The sequence below is a fragment of the Stutzerimonas kirkiae genome (assembly GCF_004327335.1).
In the GTDB taxonomy this organism is placed as follows: domain Bacteria; phylum Pseudomonadota; class Gammaproteobacteria; order Pseudomonadales; family Pseudomonadaceae; genus Stutzerimonas; species Stutzerimonas kirkiae.
Genome location: NZ_QJUO01000012.1, coordinates 53,718 through 71,094, shown reverse-complemented (window position 1 = coordinate 71,094; position 17,377 = coordinate 53,718). Strand labels below are relative to the sequence as shown.

At 62.4% G+C, this 17,377-nt stretch carries 18 protein-coding genes; 11 read left to right on the top strand and 7 right to left on the bottom strand.

Features of this window, described 5'->3' with window-relative positions; genetic code table 11:
* Nucleotides 1–58 precede the first annotated feature (58 nt).
* Nucleotides 59–925 (bottom strand): HDOD domain-containing protein, encoded by an 867-nt coding sequence (locus DNJ95_RS08785; RefSeq protein WP_131184345.1) that lies wholly within the window; start codon nucleotides 923–925, stop codon nucleotides 59–61.
* Between the two features lie 172 nt (nucleotides 926–1,097).
* On the opposite strand from DNJ95_RS08785, the gene DNJ95_RS08780 reads away from it, so the two are divergent.
* From DNJ95_RS08780 to DNJ95_RS08765, 4 genes are all read left to right on the top strand, one after another.
* Nucleotides 1,098–1,604, top strand: a complete 507-nt coding sequence (locus DNJ95_RS08780) for a sigma-70 family RNA polymerase sigma factor (protein WP_131184344.1) — start codon at nucleotides 1,098–1,100, stop codon at nucleotides 1,602–1,604.
* A 61-nt stretch (nucleotides 1,605–1,665) separates the two neighbouring features.
* Entirely contained in the window at nucleotides 1,666–2,595 is a 930-nt protein-coding gene (locus tag DNJ95_RS08775) for a FecR family protein (protein ID WP_165491617.1), read from the top strand.
* A gap of 287 nt (nucleotides 2,596–2,882) precedes the next feature.
* The gene (locus DNJ95_RS08770) at nucleotides 2,883–5,681 is read left to right on the top strand and encodes a TonB-dependent receptor (protein WP_181953384.1); all 2,799 of its coding nucleotides are present in this window, start codon (nucleotides 2,883–2,885) and stop codon (nucleotides 5,679–5,681) included.
* Between the two features lie 151 nt (nucleotides 5,682–5,832).
* Nucleotides 5,833–6,939: a cytochrome-c peroxidase gene (locus DNJ95_RS08765; protein WP_131184342.1), complete on the top strand. Its 1,107-nt coding sequence runs from the start codon at nucleotides 5,833–5,835 to the stop codon at nucleotides 6,937–6,939.
* A gap of 83 nt (nucleotides 6,940–7,022) precedes the next feature.
* Here DNJ95_RS08765 and rnk read toward each other — a convergent pair whose 3' ends face one another.
* Entirely contained in the window at nucleotides 7,023–7,430 is a 408-nt protein-coding gene (rnk, locus tag DNJ95_RS08760) for a nucleoside diphosphate kinase regulator (protein WP_131184341.1), read from the bottom strand.
* A gap of 321 nt (nucleotides 7,431–7,751) precedes the next feature.
* Here rnk and lptM point away from each other — a divergent pair, with 321 nt between their 5' ends.
* From lptM to DNJ95_RS08730, 6 genes are read left to right on the top strand one after another with little or no spacing between them, the layout of a single operon-like run.
* Entirely contained in the window at nucleotides 7,752–7,892 is a 141-nt protein-coding gene (lptM, locus tag DNJ95_RS08755; protein ID WP_131184340.1) for an LPS translocon maturation chaperone LptM, read from the top strand.
* 35 nt (nucleotides 7,893–7,927) lie between these two features.
* Entirely contained in the window at nucleotides 7,928–9,175 is a 1,248-nt protein-coding gene (gene lysA, locus DNJ95_RS08750) for a diaminopimelate decarboxylase (protein WP_131184339.1), read from the top strand.
* 10 nt (nucleotides 9,176–9,185) lie between these two features.
* Entirely contained in the window at nucleotides 9,186–10,016 is an 831-nt protein-coding gene (gene dapF, locus DNJ95_RS08745) for a diaminopimelate epimerase (RefSeq protein ID WP_131184338.1), read from the top strand.
* The gene (locus DNJ95_RS08740) at nucleotides 10,013–10,705 is read left to right on the top strand and encodes a DUF484 family protein (protein ID WP_131184337.1); all 693 of its coding nucleotides are present in this window, start codon (nucleotides 10,013–10,015) and stop codon (nucleotides 10,703–10,705) included. Before dapF ends, DNJ95_RS08740 begins: the two co-directional genes overlap by 4 nt.
* A 33-nt stretch (nucleotides 10,706–10,738) precedes the next feature.
* Entirely contained in the window at nucleotides 10,739–11,653 is a 915-nt protein-coding gene (gene xerC / locus DNJ95_RS08735) for a tyrosine recombinase XerC (protein WP_131184336.1), read from the top strand.
* A complete protein-coding gene (locus tag DNJ95_RS08730) occupies nucleotides 11,650–12,348 on the top strand; it encodes an HAD family hydrolase (protein WP_131184335.1) in 699 nt (232 codons plus the stop codon). Before xerC ends, DNJ95_RS08730 begins: the two co-directional genes overlap by 4 nt.
* Nucleotides 12,349–12,502: 154 nt before the next feature.
* On the opposite strand, the gene sutA is transcribed toward DNJ95_RS08730, so the two are convergent.
* The 5 genes from sutA to glnK all read right to left on the bottom strand — a co-directional run bounded on the left by sutA (nucleotide 12,503) and on the right by glnK (nucleotide 16,510).
* A complete protein-coding gene (gene sutA, locus DNJ95_RS08725) occupies nucleotides 12,503–12,850 on the bottom strand; it encodes a transcriptional regulator SutA (RefSeq protein WP_131184334.1) in 348 nt (115 codons plus the stop codon).
* A gap of 73 nt (nucleotides 12,851–12,923) precedes the next feature.
* Complete coding sequence (locus DNJ95_RS08720; protein ID WP_131184333.1) at nucleotides 12,924–13,349, bottom strand: secondary thiamine-phosphate synthase enzyme YjbQ; 426 nt, start codon at nucleotides 13,347–13,349, stop codon at nucleotides 12,924–12,926.
* Nucleotides 13,350–13,472: 123 nt separating this feature from the next.
* A complete protein-coding gene (locus tag DNJ95_RS08715; protein ID WP_131184332.1) occupies nucleotides 13,473–14,726 on the bottom strand; it encodes an ammonium transporter in 1,254 nt (417 codons plus the stop codon).
* 91 nt (nucleotides 14,727–14,817) lie between these two features.
* Nucleotides 14,818–16,134 (bottom strand): ammonium transporter, encoded by a 1,317-nt coding sequence (locus DNJ95_RS08710; RefSeq protein ID WP_131184331.1) that lies wholly within the window; start codon nucleotides 16,132–16,134, stop codon nucleotides 14,818–14,820.
* 37 nt (nucleotides 16,135–16,171) lie between these two features.
* Nucleotides 16,172–16,510, bottom strand: a complete 339-nt coding sequence (gene glnK, locus DNJ95_RS08705) for a P-II family nitrogen regulator (protein WP_003096476.1) — start codon at nucleotides 16,508–16,510, stop codon at nucleotides 16,172–16,174.
* Between the two features lie 434 nt (nucleotides 16,511–16,944).
* Here glnK and DNJ95_RS08700 point away from each other — a divergent pair, with 434 nt between their 5' ends.
* Nucleotides 16,945–17,208 carry an accessory factor UbiK family protein gene (locus DNJ95_RS08700; RefSeq protein ID WP_131184330.1) on the top strand — a complete coding sequence of 88 codons (264 nt, stop codon included), beginning with the start codon at nucleotides 16,945–16,947 and terminating at the stop codon, nucleotides 17,206–17,208.
* The last annotated feature ends 169 nt before the right edge of the window (nucleotides 17,209–17,377 follow it).

Sequence of the window (17,377 nt, the reverse complement as noted above, 5' to 3'; positions counted from 1 at the left end):
GCGCTCCACCATCCCCGATACACGCCGCCAATGTGCTGCCGCCTATGCCTGGCGCCGCTCAGGCCACCCCCAGTTCTCGGATATTCTCACGCAACAGTTGGAAGTCGTACTCGGTCAGCCCGACGTAATCCAGTACCAGGGATTCGATGGCCAGCCACTCATGGTCCTCGGCCTGGTTGCCCAGCACACGGTGGCACTTGCAGATGTGCTCGGCCATTTTCAGGATCGCCAGCAGGTTCTTGAGCTGGGCATCACGCGCACTGTCGTCCTGGAAGATCGACAGCGCGTTGTGGTGGTTGGCGATGGCCTCGCACAGGTGCCGCGGCAGGTTCCACGACTTGGCGGTGAAATACCCGACCACGGCATGGTTGGTATTGAGCAGCCGGTTCTCGGTATCGACGATGCGCGACCCATCCTGCGCGCTGGCATAGGACTCTTCCAGCACCTCCATGTAGTTCGGAAAGCGCTTGAGCATCAGCGGGATGCCGCAATTGTGGAACAGCCCCAGGGTATAGGCCTCATCCACCCCCTCGCAGCCGATGCGCTTGGCCAGGGTCAGGCAGGTCATCGCGACATCCTGCGCGGTGTCCCAGAAGCGACTCAGGGTGACGATAGTGTCATCGCTCATCTCGCCACGGATCGACAGGGCATTGATCATATTGATCACCGAGTCGCTACCCAGCAGATTGACCGCCCGCTGAATCGAGCCAACCTTGTTGGCAAGGCCGAAATAGGGCGAATTGACGATCTTCAACAACGCACCGGACAGCCCCGGGTCCTGGCTGATCAGCCGGGCGATGTTCCTCAGGTCCGGGCTGGGCATGACCTGCTCCATCTGCAGATCGACCATGATCTGCGGCTGCGGCGGTACGCTGATGCCCTGCAGGACTTTCTGGATTTGTTCGGCACTGAGATCGGTGGGCATGGAGGAATCTCGGATGAATGGCAAGGCATTTTGCAGGCATGCACTTTGCGCGAGTCCTGTATGCCATTTCAAGCGTTGATCCGCTCGGCAAGGCGGCAAAACGAGAATTGATAATGATTCTACATTTGAGCTAGCATCGCCCGCCGCCGGACTCCCCAGCCAGACGCCTTCCGTGGACGAAAACGCCCAGAAACTCCAGCTCTATCTGACGCACCGTACCGCCCTGGTGGACTACGCCACGCCCATCACCGGTTGCCGTGCCCAGGCCGAAGAAGTCGTGCAGGAAGCCTGGCTGCGCTTCAGCCACGCCAGCCATGAGCCCCTGAACCAGCCCCAGGCCTACCTGTACCGTATCGTCCGCAACCTGGCGCTGGATCAGTTGCGCCAGACCAGCAAGGCGCCGGGAACCGACGACCCGCAGGCCGCCATCGTCAACCTGGTCGCCAGCACCCCATCCCCGGAACAGCAAGTCTGCCAGCAGGACGAATTACGCCTGATCGCCGAAGCGCTGGAGCAGTTGCCAATGCGCACCCGCATCGCCTTCGAGATGCACCGCCTGGGCGGGCATACCCTGCAGCAGATCGCGGCCCACCTGGAGATTTCCGTCGGCCTGGCGCATCAACTGGTACACAGCGCCCTCGCGCATTGCTCGGCCTGTCTGGATGACGAGCCCGAGTGATGTACCATTGCCGCCCTGTGACCAAGATGCCCTTATCGACCCTGCGCCTACAGGCATGCCGATGAACGATCCTCTGACCGACAGCGCACTCGACTGGCTGCTGCGCCTGCAAGCCGACCCGGCGGACGAACGCCTGCACGCGGAATGCGAGGCATGGCAGCAGGCCGCGCCGGAGCACGCCCGTGCCTGGCGCAAGGCACAGCGGGTCTGGGCGTTGAGCGGCGCACTGCCGGCGACGACCGCCACCCATTGGCCCGCGCCGCCGGCAGCGACAGCGGCACTGCCGCGCAGGAACCGCCATGGCCGGATGCTGGCACTGGCCGCTTGCCTGCTGCTGGCCGGCATCATCTTCCTGCTGCGCCCACAGGCGGACTTTCAAGCGCCTCCCGGCCCAGCCCGGCACATGGCGCTGGAAGATGGCAGCCAGCTATGGCTGAGAGGTGGCGCGGCCGTCGAGCTGTACTTCGACGAACGGCAACGGCACCTCGAACTGCTGCGGGGCGATGCCTTCTTCGAAGTGAAGAAGGACCCGCGCAGCTTCACCGTGCAGGCCGCCGGGCAACAGGTGACGGTAACCGGTACAGGCTTTTCCGTCGGCCTGGGAGCGCACTACCTGGAGGTTGCCGTGGCACACGGCTCGGTGCGCGTGGACAGCCAGGCCGGCCGTTCGGAACTGGGCAAGGGGCAACGCTGGCGGCTCGACCGCCAGAGCGGCCTGACCCAGGTCGATGCATTGCCTGCCAGCCAGATCGCCGCCTGGCGCAACGACCAGTTGATCGCCAAGGACCAGAGCATCGGAGAACTGCTGGAGCAGTTTCGCCAGCACTATCCAGGCTGGATCGTCTTGCGCGCCCCGGAGTTGGCCAGCCGCCGCGTGACCGGGCTCTATGACCTGAGCGATCCCCTGACGGCCCTGCAGGCACTGGTCACCCCCCATGGCGGCAAAGTGGAAAGCTGGTCGCCGTACGTGCTGGTCATCGAGGGGAACTAACCAAGGCAGCGCCATGCACGGCAAACAGCCGAAAACAGCGCTGGAAGGCTCAAGGCTGGGCGAAAGAGCCTGGCCGCCGGTGTGTTTTTCGTCCAGCCTTAAGCCTCCAGCGCTTTTATCGAAGCACCTTGCCAGTGAATAACGGCATCGCGCGATCGCCAGGACGGGAATGCTCCTGCGCCGAACATGGTGCGAATATTTTCTGAAAATTTTCCAACGATCTCCGTCTTTGTCCGGCGCAAGCGATATTCGTTTGCATCTGCCATCGAAAACAAGGGGAATCGTTCGTGCCGAAACTACCCAAGCATTTCCGTGCTCATCGACAAGGCGCCCGGGCGCTATTCAACGCTACCGCCTTCACCCTGCTATTGACGGGATCCGCTTTCGGCTCTTCACTGCAACAGGTCCATGCCTTCGATATCGACGCCCAGCCCTTGGCCGACGCGTTGATCCATTTCGGCCAGCAGGCTGGGATACAGGTCAGCGTGGACAGTCGATTGCTACGCGACAAGTCAGTATTACCACTGCACGGCGAGTACAGCGGCAGCGAGGCCCTGCAACACCTGCTGTCGGGAAGCGGGTTGTATTGGCTGGAGGATGAAAGCGGGCTACTGACACTGAAAGAAGCCAATGGCGCCCCACTGGCACTGGATAACATTCAGATTTCCGACCACCGCTCGCTCTTGGGCGAAACCGTCATTGGCCGCAACCTCATCGAAAGCCTGCCGGCCGGTAATGGCGATATCACCAGCCTGCTCAAGATCCATCCGAACGTGCAGTTCGATAACAAGCAACAGAGCAGTAAGACACCAGGAGAAATAAGCCCGGCTGAAATCAGCATCAACGGCGCCAAGTTCTACCAGAACGCCTTCATAGTCGATGGCATGAATATGAACAACGACATCGACCCTGCCCAGGAAGATACCCCCTTCCGTCTGGACAGCGTTCCCGGTACCAGCCAGGGCATGGCGTTGGATACCGATCTGCTTGACGAAATAAAGGTCCTGGATAGCAATGTCTCGGCCGCCTACGGGCGCTTTAATGGCGGTGTAATCGAAGCCACCACGCGAAAACCCAGTCAGGATTTCAGGGGAAAGGTTTCGTCCCAGATGACCCGATCCTCTTGGACCAAGTACCACATAGACGACAGCCAGGAGGAAAGCTTCGAAAACTCCAGTTCCTACGACGAACAGCCAAACTTCAAGAAACTCACCGTGCGTACAACCCTGGAAGGACACCTGACCGAAGACTTCGGCATCCTGGCCGACTTCACTTCGAAGCGCTCGGACATTACCAACATGTTCTACCAGGCCCACAACGTCGCCGAGATGGGAAGCGAAACCGCCGATCAGAGACGGCGCATCGACAACTATTTCCTTAAAGGCGTGTGGAAAGCCAACGAACGCCTGAACCTGGAAGGCAGCGTCACCTACGCTCCGGAAGAGAACAGCTATTTTCGTGCAGGTATCCGAGGTGCCGGGGTAGACATCGAGCGGGGCGGTGCCCAGATCAATTTCAAGGCCAACTGGCAGGCTGACTGGGGTCGGATCGAGCAGACCCTGGGATGGAGCGAATATGAGCTCTCCCGTGATGCGGAGTCGGACGACTACATGTCATGGTACAAGTCCGACTCAAAGCCATGGGGAGTTGGCAACAATACCCTGGAAGGCGAATTCGGCGACATAGAGCAGAAGCAGTCCGGCTATCAGTACCGGCTCGATACACAGTGGAATCCCACCGAGTTGTTCGGCGCCATCCACAAGTTCAGGGCCGGCCTGGAGCTGGCCGACCAACATGTCATCTATGAGCGGCTGAGCGAATCCAGCACCTATGTTTCCCCAAGGGCAACCTCGACCTGCACCAACAGCCAGGGCATCACCGACAACCTGACCTGCGCTCTGGGCACGACCCATCACTCGAACGCCAGATACGATGGCTGGGACGGCCAGTTCCTAAGCACCCGGACCCGCTACGCCACTGGCAAGTTCGAGTTCAGCACCACCAGCTATGCGCTCTATCTGGAAGACTCAATCGAAATAAATCGCCTGACCGTACGCCCTGGGATACGTCTGGACGACGATAGCTACATGGACAAAACCACCCTGGCACCACGCCTGGCCATCGCCTACGACCTGTTCGGCAATGACAACACCCGCTTACAGGCTGGCGCCAACCGTTACTACGGGCGCAATATCGCCAGTTGGCGCTTGAAGGAAGGTCGCAACCGCTTACGCCACAATGCCGAGACTCGAACAACCCTGAACAGCGAATGGACCATGGGCAACCTGGCTACCAACCAGGTCAAGTTCAACAAGCTGGATATCGCTTATGACGACGAACTGACCTTCGGTATCAACCATCGCTGGGCAGATTTCGACTTCGGCCTCAAGTATGTCAATCGCAAGGGACGCGACCAAGTAATCCAGGTTCGCGGCACTACCATTGGAGAGCCATCCATCGATCCGACGCTGGCCAACAGCTACACCACCTGGACCAACGACGGCAAGAGCGAGACCGATATCGTCACCCTGACCGTGACTCCGCTACAGGATTTCACATGGCTCGGAACACGAACCAATGGCCAAGTGGCGCTCGACTGGATCGACAGCAAAAAGTCGTCACCAACCTACTTCGAGGATGGCGACGACTACTGGAGCGACCCGATCATCCAGTATGACGGCAAGTTCATCCACTATTCGGAACGTCCGGCTGACAATTACAACAGGCCTTGGACCGCCCGCCTTACCACCATGACAGAAATACCTCAGTGGAACCTCAGTTGGAGCAACTTCTTCCGCTACCGTGCCGCCTACAGCAAAGTCGGCAGCACCGGGCGCAGGGCCGATTATCAAGGGCAGGAAGTCGCTGTCTGGGAAGAACGTGACTACAGCAATGCCTTCACTTGGGACCTGCGCCTGAGCTGGGAACTGCCCACAGCACGCAATCAGGCGCTTTTCGTCAATGCCGACGTATTCAACGTACTGGACAAGACTATCGTCGCCGACAGCACCAGTGTGAACGTCACCGGCATTCCTACCTATGAGATTGGTCGCCAATTCTGGCTGGAGGTCGGCTACCGCTTCTGATCCATCGCCAGCCCACTGCCACGGCGTCATCACGACAGGGTGCGCCGTGCGCAGTTGAACGGTTGACGCCGATCGCCCTGGTGCGTGCGGCGCACCCGCAAACCGCCGCATCCAGCGTGACACTCGATCGTTGACACGCCACTAGAAAACCATGAAAAGCCTGATACTCACATTACTGCTGGCAGTTCCCTGGCTGGCCCATGCGGACTGCCTGCAACGGCTCACCAGCCCACCGGATGCCGCGGGTCATGCCTGCCTGCGCGAGGCCTATGGAAAGCCTCCGGAACGCTGGCCGGCACCGCACGTCGATGCCGATGTGCAATGGACAGAACTCGGGCCGCTGCCCGAGCGCGCGCCCGCACCCGCGCAAAACCCCTTCAGCGAAGCCAAGGCCAGCCTCGGCGAGAAGCTGTTCTTCGACCCGCGCCTGTCACGCTCCGGGCAGATCGCCTGCGCCTCCTGCCATGAACCGGACCTGGCCTTCGCCGATGGCCGCCGGGTGTCCTTCGGCCACGACCGCGCAGCCGGGCGCCGCAACGCACCCAGCGTGGTCATGAGCGGTTTCAGCGAGCATCTGTTCTGGGATGGGCGTGGCGGCACACTGGAAAGCCAGGCCCTGATGCCCGTGGTCGATCCACTGGAAATGGCCTTCAGCATCGAACAACTGGTGCGTCGCCTGCGCGCCAGCGAGCACTACCCCGGGCTGTTCGCCGCAGCCTTCGGCAGCGGGCCGCTGGATGGCGGGCAGATTGCCGCCGCGCTGGCCACCTATCAGCGCACCCTGGTCAGGGTGGCCCGCAACACCCGTTTCGAGCGCTTCCTCAATGGTCGCCGCGACGCGCTCAGCGACCAGCAGTTGCACGGCCTGCACCTGTTCCGCACGCGCGCCCGCTGTATGAACTGCCATTTCGGGCCGGCCATGAGCGACGACCAGTTCCATAACGCCGGCATGACCTACTACGGTCGCAAGTACCAGGACCTGGGGCGTCATGAAATCACCGGGAAAGTCGAGGATGTCGGGCGCTTCCGCACCCCCTCGCTGCGACTGGTCGGCCGTACCGGCCCCTGGATACACAACGGCCTGTTCCCCGATCTGAACGGAGTGCTCAACTTCTACAACGTCGGTATGCCCAGGCCGAAACCGGCGCCCGGCATGGAGAACGACCCGCTGTTCCCGAAGACATCGGAGCGCCTGCACGTGCTGGGGCTCGATAGCGAGGAACTGCGCGCGCTGCGCAGCTTCCTGGACACCCTGTAACCCATGGAGCGAGCTTGCCCGCGAAGCTTTCTTGGCGGATGCCGCGCTATTCGCAGGCAAGCCCACGCCTGCGGGGAAGCGGCTCAGCGTTCGGGATCGCCAGCCGCCTCCGGCTGGTACTCGACGGCCAGCAGTGCCAGCCTGATCACCTTGCCGGCGGGCGTGGGCCAGTCGATATGCTGGCCTACGCTCAGGCCCAGCAGGGCCGTGCCCACGGGCGCCAGCACCGAGACGGTACCGTCCTTGCCGGCCTGCTGTGGGTAGACCAGGGTCAGGTGATAATCCTTGCCAGAGCCCTCGTCGCGGCAATGCACACGGGAATTCATGGTCACGACACCTGCGGGCATCTCGCTGCGCTGCACGACCTGGGCCCGGGACAACTCCTGCTCGAGCGCCTCGGCCGCCGGACCGTACTCGTCCAGGCTATCGAGCAGCCGCTCGAGGCGTTGCAGGTCGACTTCGGTGATGATGATCGCTGGTGTGCTACTCATAGGTTCGGCTTGTCTCCAGGTGATTATCCGGGATGAAAAAAACAAAACCCCGCCGGAAAGCGGGGTTTTGTGACCTGGGAAAGACACTATCACAGCCGACTGAATAAGCAAGCCAGCGGCAAGGGGCTTCGATAAAAGTGCTGGAGGCTGGAAAGCTGGACAAGAAACACCGGCTGCCCCGCTCTCTCGCCCAGCCAGCTTTCCAGCGCTCTTTTCGTCTGTTTGCCGTGCATCGCACGATCGCCCTGGCGCTGCTTCATAGGCAAGCCACCGGACGCTGGGTATACTGCCGCTACTCGATTCACCAAGGATTACCTGTCCATGAAGCGTTTCCTGCTTCCCTTCGTCGCACTTGCCGTAATGGCTTCCATACTGAGCGCCTGTGGCCAGAAAGGCCCTCTGTACCTGCCCGATGACGAGAAAGCCGTCAAAGAGCGCTCCAAAGACCGCTTCGAACTCTGACTCGAGCTTATCGAACTATAAAAGAGAGGCCTTTCATGGAAGCCTTTTCATACCGCGACGGCCAGCTCTTCGCGGAAGGTGTGGCACTGTCCGAGTTGGCGCAACGCTTCGGCACGCCGACCTACGTCTACTCCCGCGCCCACATAGAGGCGCAATACCACGCCTATGCCGATGCACTGGCCGGCATCCCGCATCTGGTCTGCTTCGCCGTCAAGGCCAACTCCAATCTGGGCGTGCTGAACCTGCTGGCCCGCCTGGGTGCCGGTTTCGACATCGTTTCCCGTGGCGAGCTGGAGCGGGTACTGGCCGCCGGTGGCGCCGCGGAACGTATCGTCTTCTCCGGCGTCGGCAAGAGCCGGGAAGACATGCGCCGCGCCCTGGAAGTCGGCGTGCATTGCTTCAACGTCGAATCCACCGACGAACTGGAGCGCCTGCAGACCGTGGCCGCGGAACAAGGCAAGACCGCGTCGATCTCGCTACGGGTCAACCCGGATGTGGACGCCGGCACCCACCCCTACATTTCCACCGGGCTCAAGGAAAACAAGTTCGGTATCGCCATCGCCGCCGCCGCCGCCGTCTACAGCCGCGCCGCCGAACTGCCGAACCTGCGTATCATCGGCGTCGACTGCCATATCGGTTCGCAACTGACCAGCCTGCCACCCTTCCTCGATGCCCTGGATCGCCTGCTGCTGCTGGTCGACGAACTGGCCGGCAAGGGCATTCATATCCAGCACCTGGACCTGGGTGGCGGTCTTGGCGTGCGCTACCGGGAAGAGCAGCCACCGCTGGCGGCCGACTACATCGCAGCCGTGCGCCAGCGCATCGCCGGCCGTGACCTCAAGCTGGTGTTCGAGCCTGGCCGTTCCATCGTCGCCAATGCCGGCGTCCTGCTGACTCGTGTGGAATACCTCAAGCACACCGAGCACAAGGATTTCGCCATCGTCGACGCGGCGATGAACGACCTGATCCGCCCCGCCCTCTACCAGGCCTGGATGGATGTGCTGCCCGTGCAGCCGCGCGATGCGCAAGCACGTCGCTACGATATTGTCGGCCCGATCTGCGAGACTGGCGATTTCCTCGCCAAGGAGCGCGAACTGGCGCTGGCCGAAGGCGACCTGCTGGCCGTGCGCTCGGCAGGCGCCTATGGCTTCGTCATGAGCTCCAACTACAACACCCGTGGCCGCGCCGCAGAAGTGCTGGTGGACGGTGAACAGACGTTCGAAGTGCGTCGCCGTGAAACCCTGCAGGAGCTGTACGCCGGCGAAAGCCTGCTGCCAGCCTGAGGTCCAGATCATGCTTTTGCGCTTTACCAAGATGCACGGCATCGGCAACGACTTCATGGTCATCGACCTGGTCAGCCAGCACGCGCATATCCAGGCCAAGCACGTTTGCCAGTGGGCCGACCGGCACACCGGCATCGGCTTCGACCAATTGCTGCTCGTCGAGCCGCCACGCAGCCCCGACGTGGACTTCCGCTACCGGATCTTCAACGCCGACGGCTCGGAGGTCGAACAGTGTGGCAACGGCGCGCGCTGCTTCGCGCGCTTCGTGCTGGACAAGCGCTTGACCAGCAAACGCACCATTCGTGTCGAAACCCAGAGCGGCATCATCGAGTTGAGTATCCGCTCCGATGGCCAGATCAGCGTCGACATGGGCGCCCCGCGCCTGCAGCCGGCACAGGTCCCCTTCCAGGCCGACGATGAGGCCCTCAGCTACCCGGTCGAGGTAGAGGGGCGCACGCTCGAGCTGGCGGCACTGTCGATGGGCAATCCCCACGCGGTACTGCGGGTCGATGATATCGACGGCGCGCCGGTGCATGAACTGGGCCCGAGACTGGAACAGCATCCGCGCTTTCCGCAACGGGTGAATGTCGGCTTCCTGCAGGTGCTAGACCCGCACAACGCACGGCTGCGCGTCTGGGAGCGCGGCACCGGCGAGACCCAGGCCTGCGGCACCGGCGCCTGCGCCGCCGCCGTCGCGGCCATCCGCCAGGGCTGGATGAGCTCGCCGGTGCAGATCGAACTGCCGGGTGGCCGTCTGTCCATCGAATGGGCGGGCGTCGGCAAGCCCGTTATCATGACCGGCCCCGCCGTTCGCGTTTATGAAGGACAGATCCGCCTATGAGCGAAAACCGGGACACCCCCGAGAACATCAGCGCCGAAGCCGTCGTTGCCTATCTGCGTGCCCATCCGGAGTTCTTCGTCGACCATGACGAACTGATTCCCGAACTGAGGATTCCCCATCTGCCCGGCAGTGCGGTATCGCTGGTCGAGCGTCAGGTCAAGCTGCTGCGTGAGCGCAATATCGAAATGCGCAATCGCCTGGCACACCTGATGGATGTCGCCCGCGACAATGACCGGCTGTTCGAGAAGACCCGCCGCCTGGTGCTGGATATGCTCGACGCCGACGGCCTGGAAGAACTGATCGGCGCCGTCGAAGACAGCCTGCGGCATGAATTCCAGGTGCCCTATGTCAGCCTGATCCTGTTCAGCGACACCACCCTGCCGGTCGGACGCAGCGTCAGCGGTACCGATGCGCAACAGGCCATCGGTGGGCTGCTGGGCAACGAGAAGACGCTCTGTGGCGTGCTGCGCCCCCATGAACTGAGCTTCCTGTTCGGCGAGGAAGACAGCAGCGACATCGGCTCGGCGGCGATGGTCTGCCTGGCCCAGCAACAGGGAATCCTGGCGATCGGTAGTCCCGACCCCCAGCATTACAAGAGTTCGATGGGTACGCTGTTCCTGAGCTATATCGCCGAAGTCCTCAGCCGTACCCTGCCACGCCACGCCACGCCCCTGCGCTCGGTGCGCTGAGGCGCAGGCATGGCGCCCTTGCGGAGCCTGCGCATGACGCTCGAAACCGAGGTCCAAGCCTATCTGCGGCAACTGCGCAGCGTACGCCAGGTATCACCGCATACACTGGATGCCTATCGGCGCGACCTGCGCAAGGTAGGCGCCTTCTGCGCGGCCCGGGAACTGCAGGACTGGTCGGCGCTGCAGGCCAGCCATGTGCGGCAACTGATCGCCGAACAACATCGCCAGGGGCAATCCAGCCGCAGCCTGGCGCGCCTGCTGTCTTCGCTGCGCGGCCTTTACCGCCATCTCAATGCCGAGGGCACGTGCCGGCACGACCCGACCGTCGGCATTACCCCACCCAGGCGCGAGAAGCGCCTGCCCAAGGTGCTCGACACCGACCGTGCCATGCAATTGCTGGATGGCGCGGTCGAGGATGACTTTATCGCCCTGCGCGACCAGGCCATGCTGGAGCTGTTCTATTCATCCGGGCTGCGCCTGTCGGAGCTGGTCGGCCTGGACCTGCCGCAACTGGACCTGTCCGAAGGGCTGGTACGCGTCAATGGCAAGGGCGGCAAGGTGCGCGTCGTACCGGTCGGGCGCAAGGCACGCGAGGCCCTGCGCGCCTGGATGGCACAACGCAGCCTGGCGAATCCGCGGGACGATGCGCTGTTCATCAGCCGCAAGGGCACCCGCCTCGGCGAACGGGCCGTGCAGTTGCGCGTGGGCAGGGCCGGCGCACAGGAACTGGGCCAGCACCTGCACCCGCATATGCTGCGCCACAGCTTCGCCAGCCATATGCTGGAGTCCTCCCAGGACCTGCGCGCCGTGCAGGAACTGCTCGGGCATGCGGACATCGGCACCACGCAGATCTATACCCACCTGGATTTCCAGCACTTGTCCAAGGTCTACGACCAGGCACACCCCAGGGCCAGACGCTGTGCAAAAAACCGGGACCAGGAAGAATGAAGATCCAACTGCTCACCTTCGATCTCGACGACACGCTATGGGACAATCGCCCGGTCATCGCCAATGCCGAGCAGGCCATGCGCGACTGGCTGCGCCGGCATGCCCCGGCCAGCGAGGGCATATCCATCGAGCACTTTCGCCAGGTGCGCCAGCAAGTGCTCGACGAACAGCCTCTGTTGCGCCATCGCCTCAGCAGCCTGCGCCGCCAGACCTTGCAGAGGGTGCTGCGCGAAGACGGCTATGAGGACAGTCAGGCCATGCTCCTGGCCGAGGGCGCCTTCCAGGCCATGCTGGAAGCCCGCCACCGTATCGAGCTGTTCAGCGATACCTTGCCAACCCTGGAAACTCTCGCCAGCCGTTATCGCCTGGCCGTCATCACCAATGGCAACGCCGATATCCATCGCCTGGGGCTGGGCGATTACTTCAGCTTCACCCTCTGCGCCGAAGAGCTGGGGGTTGGCAAGCCCGATCCCCGGCCTTTCCGCGAAGCGCTGCGCCGCGCCGGCGTCGAGGCCCAGGCGGCCGTGCATATCGGTGATGACCCGGCCAACGACATCGCCGGTGCGCAGGACGTCGGCATGCGCGCCGTCTGGTTCAATCCATCCGGCCAGGGCTGGCCGCTGCAGGGTGGGCCGGATGCGCGGGTCGCGGCCCTGGCGGAACTGCCAGGCACGCTACACAAGCTCGAGGCCTGAGCAGCTCCAGCGCCGGGTATACCCGGAAGACGCAAGCAGTGGGGTGGGGCTCTGGCCGCGAGGATTCCGTCGTCGACACGGCCTGTTCACGGGCAAGCCCTGGCCGGCAGGGCCGCTTCCGCGTGGAAGCGGCCCGACGCAGCCAGGCAAGGGATCAGATCGGGCGGCTGCCGTACTTCCCTTCGGGTTTCTTCGGCGGGTCGGCGACCACGTTGGCCTCCACTTCCTGGACCTGCCCACCACGCGCCAGGAATTCTTCCATGGCCCGCGCCAGGGCATCGCGCTCGCGCTGCTTGGCTTCCAGGCTCGGCAGTTCCTCGGGCTCGCTCGCCTTGGCCTTGGCCTTTTTCGGCGAGGCGCTCACACGCTCGCTGTCAGTGCCTTCATCGTCATCATCGGCGATGTCTTCACTGTCATCCGCGGCCCTCAGCGCTTCTTCGGCTTCATCCTCGGCCTCGTCGCCCAGTTCCAGATCGTCTTGTTCTAGTTCTTCGTCGCTCATGTTCAACCTCATGCTTTCCAAAGCAGCAAGTTACAACCCGGTGTCACGGCCCTTTCCGTGTCCACCCAAAATCTCAGTCGACCGTGCCCTGCAACGTTGCCAGCAACTGCCGCGCCCCACCCCGGTCACGATGCTCGCCCAGATAGACACCCTGCCAGGTCCCCAGTGCCAGGCGCCCGTCACATAAGGGGATGCTCAACTGGCAACCCAGCAGGCTCGACTTGAAATGCGCCGGGAGGTCATCCGGACCTTCGTAGTCGTGTTCATAACCCTCCGCACCGCGCGGTGCCAGCGCCTCGAAGAAACGCTCGAAGTCCCTCCGCACGGCGGCATCGGCCCCTTCGTTGACGGTCAGCGAAGCCGACGTATGACGCAACCACAGGTGCAGCAGCCCGATCCGGTAGCGACGCAGTTCCGGTAATGCCTCGTACAGCTCATCGGTGATCAGATGAAACCCCCGCGGGCGCGCCCGCAGGACGATCAGAGACTGTTGCCACATAGGCGCAGGGCTCGATACAGGGTCGATGCGAAAGGCCGATCGACTATCCAATGGCGCGCATTCTAACGCGGCTTCAGAAAAAACAAAGGGCGCCGAAAGGCGCCCTTGTCATACCGCTGGAAATCACCGCTTGTTGGTGAATTCCGGATAGGCTTCCATGCCGCATTCGGCAAGGTCGACGCCCTCGTATTCCTCTTCCTCGGTGACACGCACCCCCATCACCACCTTGATCACACCCCAGGCGATCAGACTGGCGATGAACACCCAGGCGAAGATGCAGACGACACCCAGCAGTTGGGCACCGAAGCTCGCATCCGGGTTGGTCAGGGCAACTGCCAGCACACCCCAGATACCGACCACGCCGTGTACCGAGATGGCGCCGACCGGATCGTCGATGCGCAGCTTGTCCAGGCCGAGGATGCTGAACACCACCAGTACGCCACCGACCGCGCCGATCAGGGTCGCCTGCAAGGCACTCGGGGTCAGCGGCTCGGCGGTGATCGCCACCAGGCCGGCCAGCGCACCGTTGAGGATCATGGTCAGGTCGGACTTGCCGAACAGCAGGCGGGAAACGATCAGCGCGGCGATCACGCCACCGGCTGCGGCCATGTTGGTGTTAGTGAAGACCTGGGCGACCGCGTTGGCATCCTCGATGGTGGTCATGCGCAGTTGCGAGCCGCCATTGAAGCCGAACCAGCCCATCCACAGGATGAAGGTGCCCAGGGTCACCAGCGGCAGGTTGGCGCCGGGAATGGCGTTGACCTGGCCGTTGGGGCCATATTTGCCCTTGCGTGCGCCGAGCAACAGGACACCCGCCAGTGCCGCAGTGGCACCCGCCAGGTGCACCACGCCCGAGCCGGCGAAGTCCAGGAAGCCAGCTTCATCGAGGAAGCCGCCGCCCCATTTCCAGAAGCCCTGTACCGGGTAGATGAAACCGGTCATCACCACGGCGAAGGCCAGGAAGGACCAGAGCTTCATGCGCTCGGCCACCGCCCCGGAAACGATCGACATGCAGGTCGCGGCGAAGACGATCTGGAAGAAGAAGTCCGCGCGGGCCGAGTAGTAAGGCGCATCCTCGCCACCGGCGGCGACCACGTCCACCGCGTGCTCGTCACCGATCAGGAAGCCCAGGCTCGGCAGAATGCCGCCAGCGGGGCTGGAGTACATGATGAAGTAGCCGACCAGCAGGTACATCACCGACGCCACGGCGAACAGGGTGATGTTCTTGGTGAGGATCTCGATGGTGTTCTTGCTGCGAACCAGACCGGCTTCGAGCATGGCGAAACCTGCCGCCATCCACATCACCAGCGCACCGCAGATGACGAAGTAGAAGGTATCCAGTCCGTACTGGACCGGTATCAATGCTGTGTTTTCCATAGTTGTTCCCTCGTTTGCGCCATGTTCCGGGAGGCGATCCGCCCGTGGCGCCCGGGTTGGCTCCGGACGCCGTTACACGGCTGCGACTGGTTTAGAGGTTGTAGCCACGCTCGTTGTGCAGGGAGAGGTCCAGGCCGACGGCCTCCTCTTCCTCGCTGACACGCAGGCCCATCACCACATCGATCACCTTGAGGATCACGAAGGTCAGGATGCCGGTATAGACCACGGTGAAGAGTACGCCCTTGAACTGAATCCAGACCTGCAGGCTGATGTTCTCCACATCGCCGAAGCCACCCAGTACCGGAGCCGCGAACACCCCGGTAAGGATCGCGCCGATGATGCCGCCGATACCGTGTACGCCGAAGGCATCCAGGGAATCGTCATAACCGAGCTTGCGCTTGAGCGAAGTGGCGCAGATGAAGCAGACCACACCGGAAACCGCACCGATCACCAGCGCCCCCATCGGACCGACTGTGCCGGCTGCCGGGGTGATGGCGACCAGGCCGGCCACCACGCCGGAGGCGATGCCCAGGGCACTGGGTTTACCATGGGTGATCCACTCGGCGAACATCCAGCCCAGGGCCGCGGCGGCAGTGGCGATCTGCGTGACCAGCATGGCCATGCCCGCACCACCATCGGCGGCAGCGGCGGAACCGGCGTTGAAGCCGAACCAGCCAACCCACAGCATCGCCGCACCGACCAGGGTCAGCCCCAGGTTGTGCGGTGCCATCGGCGTGGTCGGATAGCCCTTGCGCTTGCCCAGCACCAGACAGGCCACCAGGCCAGCGACGCCAGCATTGATGTGCACCACGGTGCCGCCAGCGAAATCCAGCACACCCCAGTCCCACATCAGGCCACCGTCACCACCCCAGACCATGTGCGCGATGGGCGCATACACCAGGGTGAACCAGACGCCCATGAACACCAGCATCGCGGAGAACTTCATGCGCTCTGCGAAGGCACCGACGATCAACGCCGGGGTGATGATGGCAAAGGTCATCTGGAAGGTGATGAATACGCTTTCAGGGAAGGCGCCGACCAGGCTGTCCAGCGTCAGGCCGCTGAGGAAGGCGCGATCCAGGCCACCGACGAAGGAGTTGAAGTTGGTCACTCCCGCTTCCATGCCGGTGGTATCGAATGCCAGGCTGTAGCCATAGACCATCCACAGGATGCTCATCAGGCCGGTGATGGCGAAACACTGCATCATCACAGACAGGATGTTCTTCGAGCGGACCATGCCGCCGTAGAACAGCGCCAGACCGGGGACGGTCATGAACAGCACCAACGCGGTGGCTGTGAGCATCCATGCAGTGTCGCCTGAATCGAGGGCTGTCTCCTGCGCCATGGCCAGGCCTGGACTTATCAGGGACAGAAGGGCTCCTAGCCCTGCGAATTTACGCAGAGTCATGGTTTTACTCCTGGGGCGTGGGGTTCGGAGGTACTACTTAGATCGCGTCGGTATCGGTTTCACCGGTACGGATACGAATGGCCTGTTCCAGATTGACCACGAAGATCTTGCCATCGCCGATCTTGCCGGTATTGGCAGCCTTGGTGATGGCCTCGATCACGCGGTCGAGCTGGTCGTCGGCGATGGCCACATCGATCTTCACCTTCGGCAGGAAATCGACGACATACTCGGCACCGCGATACAGCTCGGTGTGTCCCTTTTGACGCCCAAAGCCCTTCACTTCAGTGACAGTGATGCCCTGTACGCCGATTTCCGACAGCGATTCGCGCACGTCGTCCAGCTTGAACGGCTTGATGATGGCAGTGACTAGTTTCATGAAAACTTCTCCCGTTTAGGTGGACTTGCCCCAGAAGTACGAACCCGGTTCAAGTCTAAGCGCAGTGTCAGCCTCTTGTAACGCTCTGGCTTTGGTCGTTTGACAGAACGTCTACCAAATACCGAGGCGAAACGTCCTTATTCGAAATGCATGCAAGCGACAGACAGGACTAAGCAGAAACAGTGCCAGTTCTGTATTGCAGCCTGTAACAAGGGCTGCGGGGCAAGCTCATGGGCACAAAACCGCCAAAACGCACCAAAATAGATCATCGCACCAGGATGATGCGCTCCAAATCCGTGCACCGTTATGGACGGCCTCGCAAAAGCGGGATTTCGTGAACGCCGTCACATTGCCAAGCATTCGCCGGAGGCGCACCACAAGTGGCGCCAAGCCGCGTGATACACTGCGCTCCGCATAGAAACAGGTACTCCGACATGCTCGCACCCAAAGCCGTACTCGACGCCATCGGCGCCCAGGCCTCACGACTGTTCAACGGCGAAACCCGCCTGCCAGGGGCGGAATTCGAAGCTCAATTGAAAGCGCTGGTGCAAGGCGCACTAAGCAAGATGGATGTCGTCAGCCGCGATGAATTCGACAGCCAGATGCTGGTACTGGCCCGGACACGCGCCCGCCTTGAGGCCCTCGAAGCCAGAGTCGCCGAACTGGAAGCACGACTGACTCCGCCCGCCGACGAATGACGGATAAGGACCTGTTCACGATCTCGCAAGCCAGATCCGGCAAGGCGCAAAGACGACCAACGGGAGTAACAGCCGAAAGCTGCCCCGCAGGGCGGCGCCGCGAATCGAGCGGAGTTTACAAGTGGTAAATGAGCATGACTCGCTTCGCTCGCCCCTTCGGGCCGCACGG